This window comes from Mucilaginibacter sp. NFX135 (assembly GCF_048565145.1).
Classification (GTDB): Bacteria; Bacteroidota; Bacteroidia; order Sphingobacteriales; family Sphingobacteriaceae; genus Mucilaginibacter.
Map to the genome: position 1 here is coordinate 2,521,178 of NZ_CP183412.1, position 16,508 is coordinate 2,537,685.

The following is a 16,508-nucleotide window of genomic DNA, read 5'->3' on the forward strand; positions in this document are numbered from 1 at the left end:
TTATTTAGATTGCAATTTGATTGAAACGATTATATTTGCACGCTTGTTAATTAATCGATACCAAAAATCACTTTATGGTGAGCTTGAAGTATCAAAACGATAAGCCCGGATGGCGAAATTGGTAAACGTTGCGGTCTCAGAAGCCGTTGAGAATTGTCTCTTGAGAGTTCGAGTCTCTCTTCGGGCACGCCTGATTTGATTGAGTAGCCTTAAGTAATTATTTAAGGCTACTATCTTTTAGTAAAGAGCCCAGGTGGCGAAATTGGTAGACGCACCATCTTGAGGGGGTGGCATTCGTAAGGATGTGGCGGTTCGAATCCGCTCCTGGGCACACCTCAAAACATTAATCGTATTTTTATTCCTCAACTGTTTTGAACTTATGTTCATAATACCATTGTGATAAAAGTACGCCATCACTCCAGCTTAACTTTCCATCCGCTGCAACTTGTGCCATGAGTATAGAAAGCTGGTGAAGAATTCCCGGTTTAATGTTTTTGTCCATAGTTTGTATAACTGCGATTGCAGCTTTTACGATGAGATCGGGCTGGGTTAGGCTTAAAGAACTTTCTACCAGTTTCAATTCGGTTAAAAGAACAGGTAAAGATGCCCGCAGTTTATCTTTGATCACATCATCAATATTTCCTGGTATAATGAAAGTCAAGATATCTACAGTAGGGGAGTCGACAAAGTTTTTAATATTTTCCGTTATCGTAATCCCAATCTGCAGTGCTGCCTTTATTTCTGAGGGAAGTCCACCAAAAAGGACTTCGATCTGATTCCAGATCTTTTTTAAAAATGTGTTTAAGCTCATGGTTTTTTATTTTCTTTAAGTTTGTTTACATCTTGTTGTAATATGGCGATGGGCAGTGCCTCCGTTACCCGCATCTTTTTAATCTCGTTACAAAATTCCTCAGCCAGGTATTCGTTGTATTTTTGCCCGGTAGCCCGGCAAAAAAAATAGTGGGCCAGTACCTGACAACAGGCACTTAATGAGGGATTAAAACGCTCCTGCCAGTCCTCCTCGCCATGCTGTTTAATGTGGTTATTGATCTCTTCGGCTATAATGTCCCTGGCTGCCATAAATGCCCCGGCCGGCTCAACTGAAAGGTCACGGCTTACTTTTACACTTTTCTGCACCTGCTTTTCCTGGGCATCATGTAAAATAAAAACAACCTCTTTAGGTATTACCTCGCTATTGTACAAGTGTTTGATCTGGTGTGAAAGGGCTAATACCGTTTCTGTAAATACCTGGAAATCGACAATATTCTTTACGTTATATAATTCATCAACGGCAATACCCGAAAGTATACTGATGGCTTCTATATCATTCAGATCCGGCTTTTGCTGCATGGCCATTATTTGCCCAAGTGTTATCTCGTTTAATTCCGTGGGGATTTTTACCGATAGTTTACCGGTGGTAGTTTTAAGTGTTTTTTGGATCATGGTTTGTTTGGGAGTAAGGATTTTGGGAGCAAGGAGTAAGGACTTTTGGGTGTTCGATTTTATTCTGTGTATTCTTAAATTCTGTGAATTCTGATTCAGACATCATGTATTTCAATGAATACCAATCATCTGTTCAAAAATCCCGACAGCTGAATGAAGTCTGGGGGCAAAGGGTAAACGTGATTTTAGTTTACCTTCACTGCTGATCTTCAGCTTGTTTAAGGCTACGTAACGTAACGGATCTATCAGGTGGTTCCATTTATCTACCGGTTCGTTAATGGTTTTGCCTGATTGGTCTACACGCCATTTATAACGATTAAGTTCATTGCGCAGATTAACGCTATTACGGGTTACATTTATTCTGTAACGTTTGAGTATGTCGATAGAGTTTTTAATGCTATCCGCACCCTTTTTGGCGCCTGTAACATACCAGCCCATGCGTTTGAGGTCTTCTATTGATTTTGGTTCCGCGCTATCGGCAATGATCTCCGTTCTCTTGCTTACACCGCATGTTTTAAGCTTGTCGGCTATATCGGTATTGGTTAAACCGGTTTCATAGAACAATTCATCAACCCAGAGCTCGCCATTTTGCCGGTACACCAGCAAACAGCCGGTTTGATCATTAGTGAACCCAAAATCGAGACCTGCAGCTATCAGGCGGGCATCTTGGGGTATCTGGCTGCATAAATACCAGTTATTAAATATAAGGCCGGTTATTTTACCGGTAATGCCTCGGGCGTATACTTTCCATAGTTCAATATCATCTTTCTTCAACGACTCAATCTTATCACGCACGGATTGATCCAGATAGGGGTTATGCCGGTGATCTGAAATGATCAACTGTACATCTGGTTGTCCTATTAGTTTTTCGTGTACCCAAAAGCTGGTATTAGGATTATAATCAATAAAGATACGTTGTTTGGTGCGCAGCGCCAGCTCCTGATAGATATTCCAGGTTATGCCATTGGCTTCATTAACAAATAGATAATCGCGTTTTCCAGACTTGGCATCCTGGGCATTATCGTAGCTTTTAAACTCGATAATTGAGCCATTATTAAACTCAAACACCCTGTCGGTTTTATTAAAACTTTTGACCACGCTTTGTAAAGCTACCGACTCCTGGTAGATGTTTAAAGCATCGCGCAAGGCCCCGGCTTTAAGATTGGGTATATCCTGGGCCACTACGGTTATCACTAACTTAGCGGTTTGGCAAGCCAGGCAGAATAAAACCTGTTCAATGGCGTAGGTTTTGCCCGAACTGGTGCCACCTTGGTTCACGATCACCTGTGCATTGGAGAAATAGTTTTGCCCAAAAAGGACCGATCCTCCCAAACCGTTAAATGGGGGCGCATTAATATCATTCAGCATGATGTATTTAAGTTAAGAATTTGGTATGGAAACCCTTTGCCTGAGTGGTAATGAGATTTATGTTTAAAGTGCCATTTGGCATAAATGAATTCAAATATACTAAGAAAATTAGTTAAATCAAAATATATTTGATTTTGGAGCAAGGATTTTTAGAACAAGGAGTAAAGACATTTGATATATGGATTGGGATTTCGAATTAAGGATAAAGAATGGAATGCTTCAATACTTTCTTTAGTATCCTGCTCTTCATTTTGCTTTATTCTTACTTTTCCTGTCCTTGCTCTTTGCTCCAAAAATCCTTGCTCTACTCAAAGCATTACTTCCTTTTCGCTACCAGCGGGTAAGGGGCCTGTATTTAAGATCTCCACTTTGAGGGTATTACCGGTTTTTGAAACTGGTTTTTGTACCTCCGGTTTGTCATTCCATCCCAGTGTTTTAAGCGCGAATATAACTCCGGTTGGTGTTTGATATAAACGCGATTCATAGGCAGCTTCTAACCGCAGGCGTCCGCGTTTTAATACACGGGCATGCTTGCCGCTATCCTCATAAGCTTCAAACTCCTGCTTGCTGCTAAAGCCCAGGAACAACGCCATACCCGCTATGGTGGCGGCTTCCGGTTCGCGGTTCAACACTTTTTGTGCTTTTGTAGTAGTATTTTTCCCGCAGACTGTTTTTTGTTCGATAGGGGATGATCCTTCAATGTGATTAAAGTACTGATCAATACGGTTGGCTAATACTGCCGCTGATTTTGAATAATAGGCATGAATTTTCATAGATTAATGTTTGAATTGTTGAACAAAGGATTTTGAAATAAAGAGCAAGGATTTTTAGAGCAAAGATTTTGAAACAAAGAGCTAAGATTCCCGAATCGTGCAAATATGTTTGTTATTTAGTCTTTGCTCATTCCTTCAAAAATCTTCGATCCCAAAAAATATGAAACTAATGACGATTGGAATAATCACTAACAAATATCGGAAATAAAAATATAAAATGCTAATTTTTTTGGTAATTTATCGCAATGGTTTGATTGGCAGGTTGTTAATTTTTGAAAGTGGTTTATCTACTCCATGTTTTGCAAAACACAAAACTTCAGTACAAAATTTAGCTATAAACTTGTTTGATGCCCGTCAAATTAGTTTATAAAAACAACCTTTTGGCTTATTATTTTTATTATTGCACCCGATAACCATTTATATACCCGGGTACTATCATAATGCGCATACAAAAAATACCTGTTCTTATTTTTACTTTGGCAGTTTTCTTTTTCGGTAACGAAAAAGTATGTGCGCAGGATAAGCGGTATATTCCCCTGGGGCATCCCAAATATAAAGATACCTTAATAGTTGTTCACCCTGACACCACTTTTGAAAAGGATATTTTTGACGTTATCAAATCCATATTTGATAAAAACTATAAGGATAGCAAGGCCGATTCAGTGACTACCAAACCGGTGTTCTCCATTGTACCGGCCATAGGGTATACCTTACAAACAAATCTGGCTGGTACCTTATCTGGTAATGTAGTTTTCCGCACGGCTCCCAATACCCGCATCTCTACCATTACCATCAATCCTGCCTATACTCAAAAAAAACAGATACTGATACCCCTGTTATCCAGTATCTGGACAAAGAACAATAAGTACAATTTCGTTGGCGATTTCAGATTTTATAAATATCCGCAAAGTACCTATGGTTTAGGAACCAATTCTGATCTGGCTAATGAAAATCCACTTGATTACTCCTTTTTTAGGTTTTCAGAAACAGTGCTGAAACAAATTTCAGGCAATTTTTATGCAGGCCTGGGGTATATTTTCGATAACCGATGGAATATGTCTGAGCGGGGACAAATCAATGGCGGTGTTTCCGATTATGAACGATACGGACCCATTGCCCGTTCCATTTCCACAGGCATAACTTTTAACGCGCTGTTTGATAGTCGCGATAACTCCATCAACGCCTCACGCGGCTTTTACGCTTCTTTGCAATATCGCGATAATTATTCCTTTTTAGGCAGTACCAACCCATGGCGTTCGCTCATTATCGATGTACGGAGATACTATAAATTTCCGCAGGGATCTGATAACGTGTTGGCTTTCTGGTCATACGATTGGCTGGTCCTGAATGGCCGCCCGGCTTATCTTGATCTTCCCGCCACCGGTTACGACGCCGGCAACACAACCGGCCGTGGATATATCCAGGGAAGGTTCAGAGGAGCGCAAATGATTTATCTGGAGAGTGAGTATCGTTTTAAGATTACGCGCAATGGGTTATTAGGCGGTGTGGCCTTCGTCAATGCGCAATCTTTCTCAGCTACTCCAGGCTCAGGATTACAAAGTATACAGCCCGGCTTTGGCCCTGGTTTACGGATCAAACTCAATAAAGTGTCCAAAACGAACATTGCTATTGATTATGGTTTCGGCCGGGAAGGTTCCAAGGGCTTGTTCATTAATGTGGGCGAGGTATTTTAGAGATATTATTTGTAATTGTCTTTTTTATAGACGCACAAATACCATATTTTTTATGAGGTTAATAATAATGGTGATTAATTGTAAAAAAATGTTAAATTTTTGCTTAAGGCTATCAAACTGATGAAATTTAAACTATTTATTATTAATTTTAAGCATCTATTAGCCTATGAACAGTATTCGGTTTACTAAATGGTTATTTTCTATACTTTTGCTCATCTCGGTGACTGTTTCGTCATGCCAGAAAGATGAGAATGTAAAGAGTATGGATGCCAATAAGTCAATCGCAGCTGCCGATAGCGCATCCACCATGAGTGTAACCAACGGCCCTGGTAACTTTTTGGCCGGTAAAGGAACATTAAAGATCACTATTGAAGATTCTACTTATACGTTTGATGCCGCCACAGACTCTGTTGCTTTTATTAGTGTGCACAGCGGTGATAGCAAATATTTCGGTATTACAGCTATCAACAAAGCTCATACTATGAGTTTTGGCATCAGCTCCGTTGGCTTTGCAGAAGCCAATACAATCAGCAAAGTAGCAGGGAGTCAGTTTCTTTTCAAACTGGATGAAAAAAATCCCGTATTGCAGTATACCTTAACCAAGTACGGTGGCAAGGATGATTCCGGAAAAATTAGTATTGAAAGGTATAATAACGATAATCTTATAGCAAAAGGATCTTTCTTTACCTTTTTAGCCAAGGATGACAAGGTTAATTCGCCTTTTTACAGGGTTGAAGGCAGTTTTGAACTTCAGTTTAAATAATTTAACTCTCCGTAATTTACAGCCCGATTTTTCCATAATCCTTAAATAATTTTTGTTGCGTAATTTAAAGGTAAAAAAGACTAACATATCTCCTATGCTTTATATTTCTGACCAAAATATGCCCTATTTTTAGTACCTTTACAGAAATTTTAAGGAGATTAATGAAAGTATTTATAGCAGGGCTTCCTTTAGAAGTAGATGAGGCCGAATTAACAGCAGTTTTTGGTGATTTTGGGCCGGTTAAATCGCTCAGGATCATTAAGGATCGCGAAACAAAAGAGAGTAGGGGTTTTGGCTTTGTAGAAATGGTTAACGATAATGAGGCGAAAGAGGCTATAAGATGCATGAATGGTGCAAGTTATTATGGTCGCCGGATTACGGTTAACATTGCGGAAGACAAAGGTCCAGGCTTTAACGCCGGGGGCAATAGCACGGGTAAAGGCAGCTTTAAACGTAATTAAGTAACAAGCTAAAAGATATTCTTTTTTGATATAAGCCGGATTTTCCGGCTTTTTTTATGCGTCGTGATTTTATTGTACGGGCTTCGAAACTAATAGGCCTGAACCATAGATGAACTATTGATATTAAGTGTGTCCAATAAATAATCAAGCCTTAAGTTTAATTCGTTAAGCGGTATTTCGCCACTTTCAAGTGCGGTGGTAAGTAAATCTAATTCTGCGGTAATATTGGGGGGAGCTGTGTTCAGGTCAACAGTAGTGTTATTTAACTGTTGCCGATTCTCTAAAACGTTAATTTTAAATTCAGCAGCGGTAAGCAGGTAGATTTGTTGTACATCATTAGTATACAGGTGATTAGTTATCTTACTTTCCTGTTGGTTATTGAATACAACTAAAACTATAGCAGCAATAATAGCGGCAATTACAAACATCATTACAGGTTCCATCTTCGTCAGTTTTATAATTTAGGTGACCGGAGCAGGGGCTCTCAGTAGTTTATTAAAATAAATATATGAGTATTATATGTTACTTATTACCGCGATGTTGATAAATCGAACAAATGTTGAAAAGTATTTAATTTTTGCCTCCTGATTAATAAAAAAGAAGCGGGTTGTGTTTTTTATAGGGCTTACAAGTCGAATAAACTTGTTTTCTGAGTGAGAAATACCAGGTTTATGTAGCATAAGAAATTTAAAGTCGTTTTTATAACAGTAAAACCTTAACCCAGTTCTGCTAAAGTCCAGGTCAGCCTCATGGGGTGCCATACCCGCAATTTGCCTCTCCACTTGGGCTATCTAAAGAAGATATAAATTGGGCTGAGTTTTGTTTATTTGTAATGTTTGCGTTGCTTGGTTTTTAGCTGCACAATAATAACCCATATCATAAACAGTAATATTGTGTAAAATGCAATATTCTGTAGTTTACTGCCAACGCTAAATGAGCAATCAATGAAATGTAGGGCTTTAGCGAGCATGTCAATTGTGATAGTTTAAACTAATGGGTTCTTATGGTTTGTTTTACAGCTACTTATAGTTCAAAAATAACAATTTTGTATTTTAATGTACAGAGTTTTATAGCGGGCTCAACATAATACAATAAATCCCTAACAGTTGAATGCATGATAGTTTTCTCTTTGTTTATATATTTACTATCAAACGGCGAATAATCTTTTAAAATATATAGCATATGACCCTTGTTGAATTTTTAAAATGGCTTAAACGAGAGTCGGAGAATGTTGAGCAATTAACCAAACGTAATTATTACACCCATTTAGAAGTGTTATTTAAAACAATTGCGTATGATGGTGCGCGTTTGGATAAGAAGCATAACCTTATGATCACTACGTACCTGCAATATATCGCTAATACTAAACGCGATGAATTTAGGAATGATCTGTCTAAAACTGATTTAGGAGAGATTCTTGAAAGTATAAAAGCTGATATGGATTGCATGATCTTTCGGATTGAGCAGGGAAACAAGCCGCTTGCTTAATTGCATTACATAAAATACCATAAGCCCTTGTGGGCCGGGCTTATGGTATCAAATATTAATGATTGTGCTTTTTATGAATGTCTTTTACAAGACACAGTTTTTTAATATCTGCTATTTTAATGATAAAAGGGCCGTATTTGAGCCGGTTTCCTATCATTTCTGTGGTATTATCAGAATGCGCAACTACTTCTTCCGGATTATCGCCGGCCAGCAGCCTTTTATACATACGATATTCGCCCCATTCAATGTAGTATACCTCGCCTGGGAGTATCTTTTTGTCATGTATTACTTTTAGGGCTACCCAGCAACCATTTTCAAGATAAGGATACATCGAGTGGCCCCAAACCGGCAGCGCAAAGTCGCAATCCTCAATTCCTGGAAAATTCATCCGGCCAACCGGCATGGAATCATTGATGTCATTATAAACCTCAACCCCCGAGGCGGTAGCCGAGATCTCATACATGGGAATACCTTCTTCTGTTTTTTTCTCTGTGTTTTTTTCTTGAACAAGACCTGTTTTTGCACCTGTAATAAATTCGCTATAGGTTTCTTTAAAAATTCTGAGTTTTTCTGGATCTATATTCTGCCTGCTCTTTATTATTTCGGTAATGGAGCTGGGTGAATTAAAGCCAAGGGTTTCGGATAACTGAGCGTTTCCCATAAATGCTTTTCCTTTAAGCTGATTATAAAGTATAATAAACTCCAAGGTTTCCGGGCGAATAGTTTTGATCTTGCTGACTTTTGGGGTATCGTCCATGTTGATAACTTTTTAAAGATTATTCTTTAATTTAATAAAGATTATTCTGTATGTTTGTTGTGTTGATTTTACTAAAGTACTACATTTTTTTTCAATTGCAAATATATTTAATACAGAAATTAAAGAATGTATGTTACAGAAAACTGTAATAATAAAAATCAACTCAAAGAATGCTCAAAACGTAAATAAATTTTTAAACATGTATATAGCCTATTCCGCCTTTCAAAAGCAAGGTGACCACAATCAGCAAAATGCCAATCCTATTTCCAACCATGAACAGTTAATACGATACCGCGCTTATATAGAAACCTGTTCAAAGTATAGTAAAGAAATAGCTGCTATACAGAAATACCTACCAGGGTGGATCCCAACTTTCAGATAATACGCCATCTAACAAAAAACACACTTATTCAATAAATTAAAAAACAATACTATGATAAAAATTGCGCAAAAACTAAAAGACCAACTATGGTGGCTTATCATTTCTGTAGATTATGATTATAGCCGGATTGCCATAGCAGATCACGATCTGAATGATGAAACTCTTACGCTTTGGCTGGAGGACAAACAGGATTATAAAAACTCGCTCGATGAATGCCTGCAGGTTGATATTAAGGCACGCGAGTTTGCCAAAATTATAAAAGGCGAGGGGTTGAACAGTTATGAGGGTAGTAAAATGCACCCAACTAAAAACTTTGTTTACAAAGCACGCATTGAAATAAATGCCCCATTGAAATGGTACCAAAACGATGCTGCCACTATTGAACAGCAGTGGGCTCGCGAGTCGGTTTTAAAAACTATACTAACCCAGCTGGTTGAAACAGAGGCCGCCAAGATCTATGATTAAAGTTTTTTTGTATTTTATTATGCCAAATGGAATTTTATTCATATTTAATAAAGGCGTCGAAAGTAGCTATTATGGCTGCCTTTGGCGCTTTTAACTTTAACAAGATGTGTGAATTGTATTTAACAGATGTTGTAAAGAGTAATCTGTTATTTAACCCTGACCTGCTGTTTTTCGGCTTGTTCCGCTTCTACCAATTCATCAACCTCGCTTAGCGCCTCGGCGGGTTGGCTGGCATAATTCAGTTTGCGGAAACGCCATTGAGCGAAAGCAGGCTCCTGAAAACGATTGATCAGCTTAAAGAATTTTGGAAAATTGTGAACCTCCTCCAATAATACGCCTGTTACTATGCCATTATTATCTAATATTTCGCGAATGGTATATTCTTTATCTTTGGTTATCCAGATCTCAAAATCCCTTCTTATTTCTTCGCTTTTTTCAGGATCGATCCTGTCATTTATGCAAATTACCTTATCTCCTGGTTTCATGATCGTATACGTTGTTTGAGCTGTGTTATATTTTATTCGCAACTATTATACACTACAAAGTACCGCTTTTTAAATCGGAAAATAAAAACATGCTCATAATTATTCCGAGTAATAGTAACCCATTCATTAAAAATGTCGTATTAATACGTGATATATCAATGTAGGGGGTGAAATGAATTTCTTTTATCTTTTTCTGGTCATCGGTTCGGTAGTGGTTTATCTGATTTTAAGATTTGATAAACTGCAGCGCCGGAAACAAAGAATGCTTTTAAAGCAAGCCAACAATGTGCAGCCGCTATTGCTGATGCAGAGTTTGCAACAAAAACTTAGCAGGCTAAATAAAGCAATGGTTCATAATTCAACCCAAAGCAAAATAGGTAATCAATTTAAGGAAATATCTGCCGACTATAACCGCGGCCAAATCAATATGCAGGTATATTGTAATCAGCTTAATGAATTACTGCAAAGAATAGGGGAGTGATAATTGACACCTCTGTTGCGTATAAATAGGTACTGATGGCAAAAAAGTAAATAAATATTTGCCAAATAAACAAATTGTTTATTATTGCAGTTGCATATGTCTGACGAAGCAATAATAAAACGGTTAAAAGTAATTGTGAAGGAGCACGGAGGGCAGCTGGGGCTTGCGGGTGCTATTGGGGTTGATCAGGGTTTTATCAGTAAAGTGATCAATCAAAAACAGGATATCAGTTATTATTTGATCCGTAAGCTTTGCTTTCAATTGAAATACTCACCAGAGTGGCTTATTTTAGGAACCGGTGAAAAGAAAATTGATAAACCAGAATCGGCCAAACTGATCACCGAGATCCAGATGATGCGGACGGAAGTAGATATTTTACATGCCCGTATGCGTGCCTATGAAATGGAGATCAAAGAATTGCGTGATCAATTACATCTGGATAAAAAAGCAGGATAATTTAACATTTTAAAAAATTTGAAATAAAAAGGCCATCTTGTTCCAGGATGGCTTTTCTGTGTTTTCTTAAATTTTTATCGACAATAACGGCTGGCTATTACCGCGGCCTTTTTTAAACCCAGTTCAACAGCTTTGTTGAAATTGGCACAGGCATCTGGTTTTTGATTAAGCGCGATTTTGGTAAGTCCCATTTGCAAATAGGCCCCTGCATATTTGGCATTTAGGGTGATGGCCGTAATGCAATCAGCAAGGGCGCCCTGTGCATCATTAAGGTTCAGTTTCAGCTCGGCCAAATCGGTGTAAACATAAGCGCCATCGCCAAATTTTAAGGCGTTATCAAAGTCATCAGTCGAGCCCTGTTCATCACCTAATTTGCTTTTGGCTATGCTGCTATGTGCATAAGCTTTGGCATTCCTGTTATTAATATAGGTAGCGTTATGAAAATCGTCGGCAGCCCCTGCATAGTCTTTCATGGCTAATTTAACATCACCCCTGAATAGGAACGTTTCGTCGTTTGAATAAATAGCTACCGCTTTATCCAGATCGGCCAGGGCGGCCTTATAGTTTTTTAACCTGGCCTGGATATGCCCGCGGTTTTGATATACCACTGCTGATGAATCAGAAGTCGAATCAATTTTTATGGCGGTGCTAAAGTCGGCCAATGCACCGGTATTATCCTGGAAGTCGGCACGGTTAAGGCCACGTTTTAACAGAATGGCAATGTTTTTAGGGTTTTTAACAATACCGGCATCATAATCGGCCATGGCGCCTTGTATATCACCGGCGGCGGCCTTTGCTTCGCCCCTGAAAAGATAAAAGTTGGAGTTTGCCGGGTTTAAGCTAATAGCTGTTGTGAAAAGTGATACACCTTTTGTGGTGTATTTAAAAAAATCGGTTACTCTGCCCAGGCGCATATAAACATCCTGGCGCTGCGGTGAAAGGGTTAAAAGTTTTTCAAAGTCCTTTACCGCTCCGGCCGGGTCATTTGTTTTGTCCTTTTCGATACCACGGTTTAAATAGGCGTAAGTATAATTAGGGTTTACCTGTATGGCTGTAGTATAATCGTGAATAGCGGCTTGCCTGTTGCCCAGGTTACGGTAAGCATCGCCGCGCACTAAATAGGCCTCGTCGCTTTTATTATTGATATTGATGGCCTGAGTAAGGTCGGCTATTACACCAGCTGTATCTTTTAAAGCCATTTTTGCCTTGCTGCGACTTATATAAGCCTTTAAACTTTTGGGGTTTAATATAATCGCACTGTCTGCATCCGATTTGGCTCCCTCACCATCATTGAGTTCAAGTTTAACAGCCGAACGATTTTGGTAAGCATCAGGATTTTTAGGGTCAAGCGCTATGGAATGATTCAGATCATTTATAGCACTTTTATAATCTTTCAAATTGCTTTTTACCAATCCGCGGTATAAATACACATCGGCCCTATTGGGGTACTGGCTAATAGCTTTGTTAAAATAATCAAGTGCCCCTTTACTATCGCCCATGTTATTTTCGGCATTAGCCAGGTAGAAGAACAAATTTTTAAGATTAGGGTTTAGGGCAGCAGCTTTTTTATAATCATCAACCGCGCCTTTATAATCACCCAGATTTCCTTTGGTATTTGCCCGGTAAAAATACGCTTCGGCATTTTGAGGGTTAAAAGTTAACGCTGTGGTATAGTCGGTTACAGCTCCGTTATAATCGTTAATGCTTGCTTTTGTATCGGCCCGGTATCGGTATAAGTCGCCTTTTTGAGGGTTTAACTTTATAGCTGAGTTATAATCGTCAATGGCGCCGGTAAAATCCCCCTTATTATTTTTAGCCAGGCCCCTGTATTCATATAACTCAGCATTATTTGGACTAAGTTTTAAGGCAAAGGAGAAATCCGCAATGGCTCCCGTATAATCCTGAATGTTTGATTTTGCACTGCCGCGGTATTGGTACATTTTGGCATTCTGGGGCTCAAGGGCAATAGCTTTGTTAAAATCATCAATGGCATTGTGGTAAACGCCAATACTGCTTTCAGCGTTAGCTTTATAATAATATGCCGTGGCAAAATTTAACTTGAGACTTATAGTTTTGGCGTAGTCGGCAATTGCAGCTTCATAATTTTTAAGGTTGCCATAAGCGTTTGCCCGATAAAAATAAGCATCGCTGTTATTTTCGCTGAGCTGTATGGCTTTGGTAAATTCCTGAATGGCGGCATTGTAATCTTTTGAATTAGCCCGGGCATTTCCATTTTGTATATAAGTACTTGCTGTTTGGGCAAACGTGCTTAAAGGAAGCAGGATAAAAAGTAAGAATTTTTTCATTTATGAATACTGGGTGATATTTTCAGCAACCAATAGAGGTATAACAAAGGCCATACCGAAAATAAAAGCACTCTAATTTTCGCAAAATGATAGTTTTATGGAACCAGGGAGTAAAATTCGGGGCATAAAAACCCCATAATCTATTTTTTAGCAATATAATCCGGGTAGATATTAACCTTATAAGTACCGAGTATTCAGTTTTAGGAATATGATGCCTCGTTTGTTTTATCGGTATGGTTTTGATCTCGTCTTTTATTATAAAAAATAATCGCGCTGCAAATCAGGATGCAAAAAATGGAGAATGTTTCAATAATAAAATGGATCAGGGGGATGTGACTTGAGCCATTGGAGATTAAAATACCCGCATCTGGCAGAAGTATTCCGAATAGTGGAAAACAAAAGAACATTCTTAATATTATTAATTTTTCCATAATTATTAACATTTAGTATGATAATGCTAAAGTAGGCATTATTTTGTTACTATTTGAATAAAAAACAAACTAATTCGTACTACAATTTAGAGGAAGAAATGTTTTTGTTTTTTTAAATAAATTTTTCATTGATCTGTAAGTGCATAGCTGGTCAATGAGATATTTTTTGAAGAGAAAGAAATTATCAATGAACAGCATACTTGTATTAGGGAGCGCATTAGCTATTACGAAAACCTTAAAAATATGGGCAAGGTGTTGCTAAGCGGTAACTTTTGGAATCAGGCTCTTAATTTTATTATAGTATACGTATCTTCAGATACGGAGCTGGAGCAAATTATAGATAACGATCCGGCGGTGCGTAATAATTTGTTTGAATTAGTAAGAGCCATGCCTTTTTAATCTGATTTGCAGTATCATTTTCTTTATAATACTTCTTAATTAAGAAATTTATATTCAAAATAATGTGTGTTATTACTCAATAACAATAAACATCAGGTGTTTAGATAAGTTTTATGCGTAAATATTTAAAATATTTCGAAAGAATTTATTAAAATTAACCTTGTTGAAATATTATTTTACTTTTTAAGAAAAATAACTTGCATTGTATTCCTAAAAGGTGTAAATTAGGGATATCAAATTATTAGTTATGGAGGAAATAGCGATTTTTAGAATATTCTCGAGTTTCCCGCTGCTGGGACTCTTAATTCCAGATCTTTCATCACTGTTTATTTTTCCATTGAGGCAGATCTCTGTTACACATTTATATGTTGAAGGCTTTTTATCATTAACCGTTATCATTTGTACTATTGGCATTTGGTACCACCAAAAGCAAGGACGGAGTAATAATATGCAGGTTACAACGGGCAGCTAAATGCTGTTTGGGCCGAAGCGGCTTTAAACAGGTGTTGAAATTATGATATAAACCAATTATAAGCCTATCTTATTTATTTAATACCCCTATGCCCGGTATATTTAAGCCGGGCTTTAATTTTTATTGCCATGGTTAAGTGAGCTAATATTTGCATTTATAGTAATGAATTAAGGTTTTTTCATATTTTTACTGTAATGAACCTTAATCAACTTAACCCTTGCACCTTCGGCGTTATGCACCTTAGCACATATTGGTTTAAAGCCCCTCGCTGTTTAAAAACGGTTTTAATTTTAATGTTTACATGCTTTGTTGGTACGGTTATGGGCCAACACAGGTCGCATGAGGCGCTAACCTGGGGTGGAGGTGGCAGCGGAGGTGGCGGCAATTTTGAATCGGGATATGCGGTTACATTTGGTGTCGGTATTGACGCCCCGCAGAATTATTTTAAAGATATTTACAAGCCGGCCGCCGCATTCAATTTAGGAATTGCCCGTTTTATAGATAAGCTCACTATAAGCCTTAATGTAGGTTATCATAATTATCAGCCCAAGGACGCTTTTAACCCGGATAAAATAACGATAGATATTGGAAATGGTGTAGATGATGGTACCCAGGATCAAACTCCAATTACTCTTTTTACAAGCTACAGGGTGTTTTCTGGTTATGCAAGCATTGTTTACAATATTAATGTAGCAGATGGGGCAAGGCTTTATGGCGGAGCTAACCTGGGTGGTTATTATACAGATTATTCCTACCTGGTTTTTGATCCTAATAGTGATCAGGGTGGCACCGTAGTTACGCCCGGGCGCAAAAACTTTTATATGGCTCCGCGCTTAGGGTTGATCTTCGTGCTTAGTGATCACATCGGCGTAAGCATAGAATCAACTTATAACTTTTATGCGCCACTAAAAAAATCAAACAATAGCGGAGGAACATTTTATACCTCAGTAACCGGTTTGGCGGCTGTTACCTACAAATTTTAATCAAAGGGTTACCGTTTTTTAAACGGAGTTGAAAAAAATTCATCAACCTTTGCGTTGAATTCGTCCTTGTGCTCAATCAGTGTGCCGTGGCCCGAATTGGGCACTATCCATAAATAAGCGTTAGGGATGTTTTGTGCAATAAGCACCGTATGTTGCGTAGGGATTAGGTCATGGTCGCCGCCGATGATCAATGATGGGCATTTGATGGCTTTTAAGGCCGAAAGCTTGATATTAGGCTGAAACCAATCGAGCAGAAATATCTTCCAGTCGTTTTTTTCTTTTGCTGTTTTAAATTCGGTATTCTTTTTGGCTTCGTATTCTTTTTGTTCCTGTTTCCAGTAAGAGGGTATAAGCCCTGTTGAATCAGGCCATAAATTGGCGCCAGTGGATGCCAGCTTAATCACTTTACCTGGATGGCGTATAGCGAGTTCCAGCGCGTTGATGCCTCCATCGCTCCAACCAATAACGTATGCCGAATCGATATGCATAGCGTCAAGTAAACCAGCAAAATCATCAGCCATCATTTCAAAACTCAAAGAATCGCGATCATCTCTTGATTTACCATGTGCCCGGCTGTCAACAGCAATAACTTTATACTTCTTCGCAAAGTAGGGGATAGTATTAGCAAAATTGCCCATACTGCCTCCGTTGCCATGTATCAAAAGTAATGGTTTGCCGGCGCCATAAACTTCGGTGTACAGCTTTATGCCCCTTACATTGTAGTATTTACCCACAGTCGAATTGTTGCCGTAGGGCGTTTTTATTTGAGCATTACCTACGGAAACTATCCATAACAAGACTGCTATTAATACATACAATGATTTTTGAATTTTCATGGGATTAATTATAAAGATATAACCGTCAAATAAATTACGAGCCGGGACATAAATGTATGATTACT

Annotated in this window: 19 protein-coding genes and 2 tRNA genes; 12 read left to right on the forward strand and 9 right to left on the reverse strand. The window is 38.3% G+C overall.

Features of this window, described 5'->3' with window-relative positions; genetic code table 11:
• The first annotated feature begins 103 nt into the window (after positions 1-103).
• Positions 104-187, forward strand: a tRNA-Leu gene (locus ACNURT_RS10755).
• A gap of 60 nt (positions 188-247) precedes the next feature.
• Positions 248-331 (forward strand) — tRNA-Leu (locus tag ACNURT_RS10760).
• A 24-nt stretch (positions 332-355) separates the two neighbouring features.
• Here ACNURT_RS10760 and ACNURT_RS10765 read toward each other — a convergent pair.
• The 4 genes from ACNURT_RS10765 to ACNURT_RS10780 form a co-directional block, all read right to left on the reverse strand.
• Positions 356-811 (reverse strand): hypothetical protein, encoded by a 456-nt coding sequence (locus ACNURT_RS10765; RefSeq protein WP_419701753.1) that lies wholly within the window; start codon positions 809-811, stop codon positions 356-358.
• On the reverse strand, positions 808-1,443 hold the full coding sequence (locus ACNURT_RS10770; RefSeq protein ID WP_419701754.1) for a hypothetical protein: 636 nt from the start codon (positions 1,441-1,443) through the stop codon (positions 808-810). The genes ACNURT_RS10765 and ACNURT_RS10770 overlap by 4 nt, the downstream gene beginning before the upstream one ends.
• Positions 1,444-1,554: 111 nt before the next feature.
• Positions 1,555-2,811, reverse strand: coding sequence for a PBSX family phage terminase large subunit (locus ACNURT_RS10775; protein ID WP_419701755.1), 1,257 nt, complete (start codon positions 2,809-2,811; stop codon positions 1,555-1,557).
• Between the two features lie 308 nt (positions 2,812-3,119).
• Complete coding sequence (locus ACNURT_RS10780) at positions 3,120-3,584, reverse strand: terminase small subunit (protein ID WP_419701756.1); 465 nt, start codon at positions 3,582-3,584, stop codon at positions 3,120-3,122.
• A gap of 440 nt (positions 3,585-4,024) precedes the next feature.
• On the opposite strand from ACNURT_RS10780, the gene ACNURT_RS10785 reads away from it, so the two are divergent.
• The 3 genes from ACNURT_RS10785 to ACNURT_RS10795 all read left to right on the forward strand — a co-directional run bounded on the left by ACNURT_RS10785 (position 4,025) and on the right by ACNURT_RS10795 (position 6,502).
• Positions 4,025-5,278 (forward strand): hypothetical protein, encoded by a 1,254-nt coding sequence (locus tag ACNURT_RS10785; RefSeq protein WP_419701757.1) that lies wholly within the window; start codon positions 4,025-4,027, stop codon positions 5,276-5,278.
• A 166-nt stretch (positions 5,279-5,444) separates the two neighbouring features.
• Positions 5,445-6,041 (forward strand): hypothetical protein, encoded by a 597-nt coding sequence (locus tag ACNURT_RS10790; RefSeq protein WP_419701758.1) that lies wholly within the window; start codon positions 5,445-5,447, stop codon positions 6,039-6,041.
• A 161-nt stretch (positions 6,042-6,202) separates the two neighbouring features.
• A complete protein-coding gene (locus tag ACNURT_RS10795) occupies positions 6,203-6,502 on the forward strand; it encodes an RNA recognition motif domain-containing protein (protein WP_370998219.1) in 300 nt (99 codons plus the stop codon).
• Positions 6,503-6,591: 89 nt separating this feature from the next.
• On the opposite strand, the gene ACNURT_RS10800 is transcribed toward ACNURT_RS10795, so the two are convergent.
• Positions 6,592-6,945: a hypothetical protein gene (locus ACNURT_RS10800; RefSeq protein ID WP_419701759.1), complete on the reverse strand. Its 354-nt coding sequence runs from the start codon at positions 6,943-6,945 to the stop codon at positions 6,592-6,594.
• 739 nt (positions 6,946-7,684) lie between these two features.
• On the opposite strand from ACNURT_RS10800, the gene ACNURT_RS10805 reads away from it, so the two are divergent.
• Positions 7,685-7,990: a hypothetical protein gene (locus tag ACNURT_RS10805; protein ID WP_419701760.1), complete on the forward strand. Its 306-nt coding sequence runs from the start codon at positions 7,685-7,687 to the stop codon at positions 7,988-7,990.
• A 55-nt stretch (positions 7,991-8,045) separates the two neighbouring features.
• Here the strand turns inward: ACNURT_RS10805 and ACNURT_RS10810 are convergent, their stop codons facing one another.
• The gene (locus ACNURT_RS10810) at positions 8,046-8,747 is read right to left on the reverse strand and encodes a S24 family peptidase (protein ID WP_419701761.1); all 702 of its coding nucleotides are present in this window, start codon (positions 8,745-8,747) and stop codon (positions 8,046-8,048) included.
• Between the two features lie 199 nt (positions 8,748-8,946).
• On the opposite strand from ACNURT_RS10810, the gene ACNURT_RS10815 reads away from it, so the two are divergent.
• Both ACNURT_RS10815 and ACNURT_RS10820 read left to right on the forward strand, forming a co-directional pair.
• Positions 8,947-9,129, forward strand: coding sequence for a hypothetical protein (locus tag ACNURT_RS10815; protein WP_419701762.1), 183 nt, complete (start codon positions 8,947-8,949; stop codon positions 9,127-9,129).
• Between the two features lie 51 nt (positions 9,130-9,180).
• On the forward strand, positions 9,181-9,594 hold the full coding sequence (locus tag ACNURT_RS10820) for a hypothetical protein (protein ID WP_419701763.1): 414 nt from the start codon (positions 9,181-9,183) through the stop codon (positions 9,592-9,594).
• 146 nt (positions 9,595-9,740) lie between these two features.
• On the opposite strand, the gene ACNURT_RS10825 is transcribed toward ACNURT_RS10820, so the two are convergent.
• Positions 9,741-10,079 carry a hypothetical protein gene (locus tag ACNURT_RS10825; protein ID WP_419701764.1) on the reverse strand — a complete coding sequence of 113 codons (339 nt, stop codon included), beginning with the start codon at positions 10,077-10,079 and terminating at the stop codon, positions 9,741-9,743.
• A 172-nt stretch (positions 10,080-10,251) separates the two neighbouring features.
• On the opposite strand from ACNURT_RS10825, the gene ACNURT_RS10830 reads away from it, so the two are divergent.
• Both ACNURT_RS10830 and ACNURT_RS10835 read left to right on the forward strand, forming a co-directional pair.
• Positions 10,252-10,560: a hypothetical protein gene (locus ACNURT_RS10830; RefSeq protein WP_419701765.1), complete on the forward strand. Its 309-nt coding sequence runs from the start codon at positions 10,252-10,254 to the stop codon at positions 10,558-10,560.
• A gap of 96 nt (positions 10,561-10,656) precedes the next feature.
• Positions 10,657-11,016: a hypothetical protein gene (locus ACNURT_RS10835; protein ID WP_370998212.1), complete on the forward strand. Its 360-nt coding sequence runs from the start codon at positions 10,657-10,659 to the stop codon at positions 11,014-11,016.
• A gap of 74 nt (positions 11,017-11,090) precedes the next feature.
• Here ACNURT_RS10835 and ACNURT_RS10840 read toward each other — a convergent pair whose 3' ends face one another.
• Positions 11,091-13,322, reverse strand: a complete 2,232-nt coding sequence (locus ACNURT_RS10840; RefSeq protein ID WP_419701766.1) for a tetratricopeptide repeat protein — start codon at positions 13,320-13,322, stop codon at positions 11,091-11,093.
• 635 nt (positions 13,323-13,957) lie between these two features.
• On the opposite strand from ACNURT_RS10840, the gene ACNURT_RS10845 reads away from it, so the two are divergent.
• Together ACNURT_RS10845 and ACNURT_RS10850 are read left to right on the forward strand one after the other, a co-directional pair.
• Positions 13,958-14,152 carry a YciI family protein gene (locus tag ACNURT_RS10845; RefSeq protein ID WP_419702126.1) on the forward strand — a complete coding sequence of 65 codons (195 nt, stop codon included), beginning with the start codon at positions 13,958-13,960 and terminating at the stop codon, positions 14,150-14,152.
• A gap of 765 nt (positions 14,153-14,917) precedes the next feature.
• Positions 14,918-15,607: a hypothetical protein gene (locus tag ACNURT_RS10850; protein ID WP_370998206.1), complete on the forward strand. Its 690-nt coding sequence runs from the start codon at positions 14,918-14,920 to the stop codon at positions 15,605-15,607.
• An 8-nt stretch (positions 15,608-15,615) separates the two neighbouring features.
• Here ACNURT_RS10850 and ACNURT_RS10855 read toward each other — a convergent pair whose 3' ends face one another.
• On the reverse strand, positions 15,616-16,443 hold the full coding sequence (locus tag ACNURT_RS10855) for an alpha/beta fold hydrolase (RefSeq protein WP_370998205.1): 828 nt from the start codon (positions 16,441-16,443) through the stop codon (positions 15,616-15,618).
• Positions 16,444-16,508: the final 65 nt, after the last annotated feature.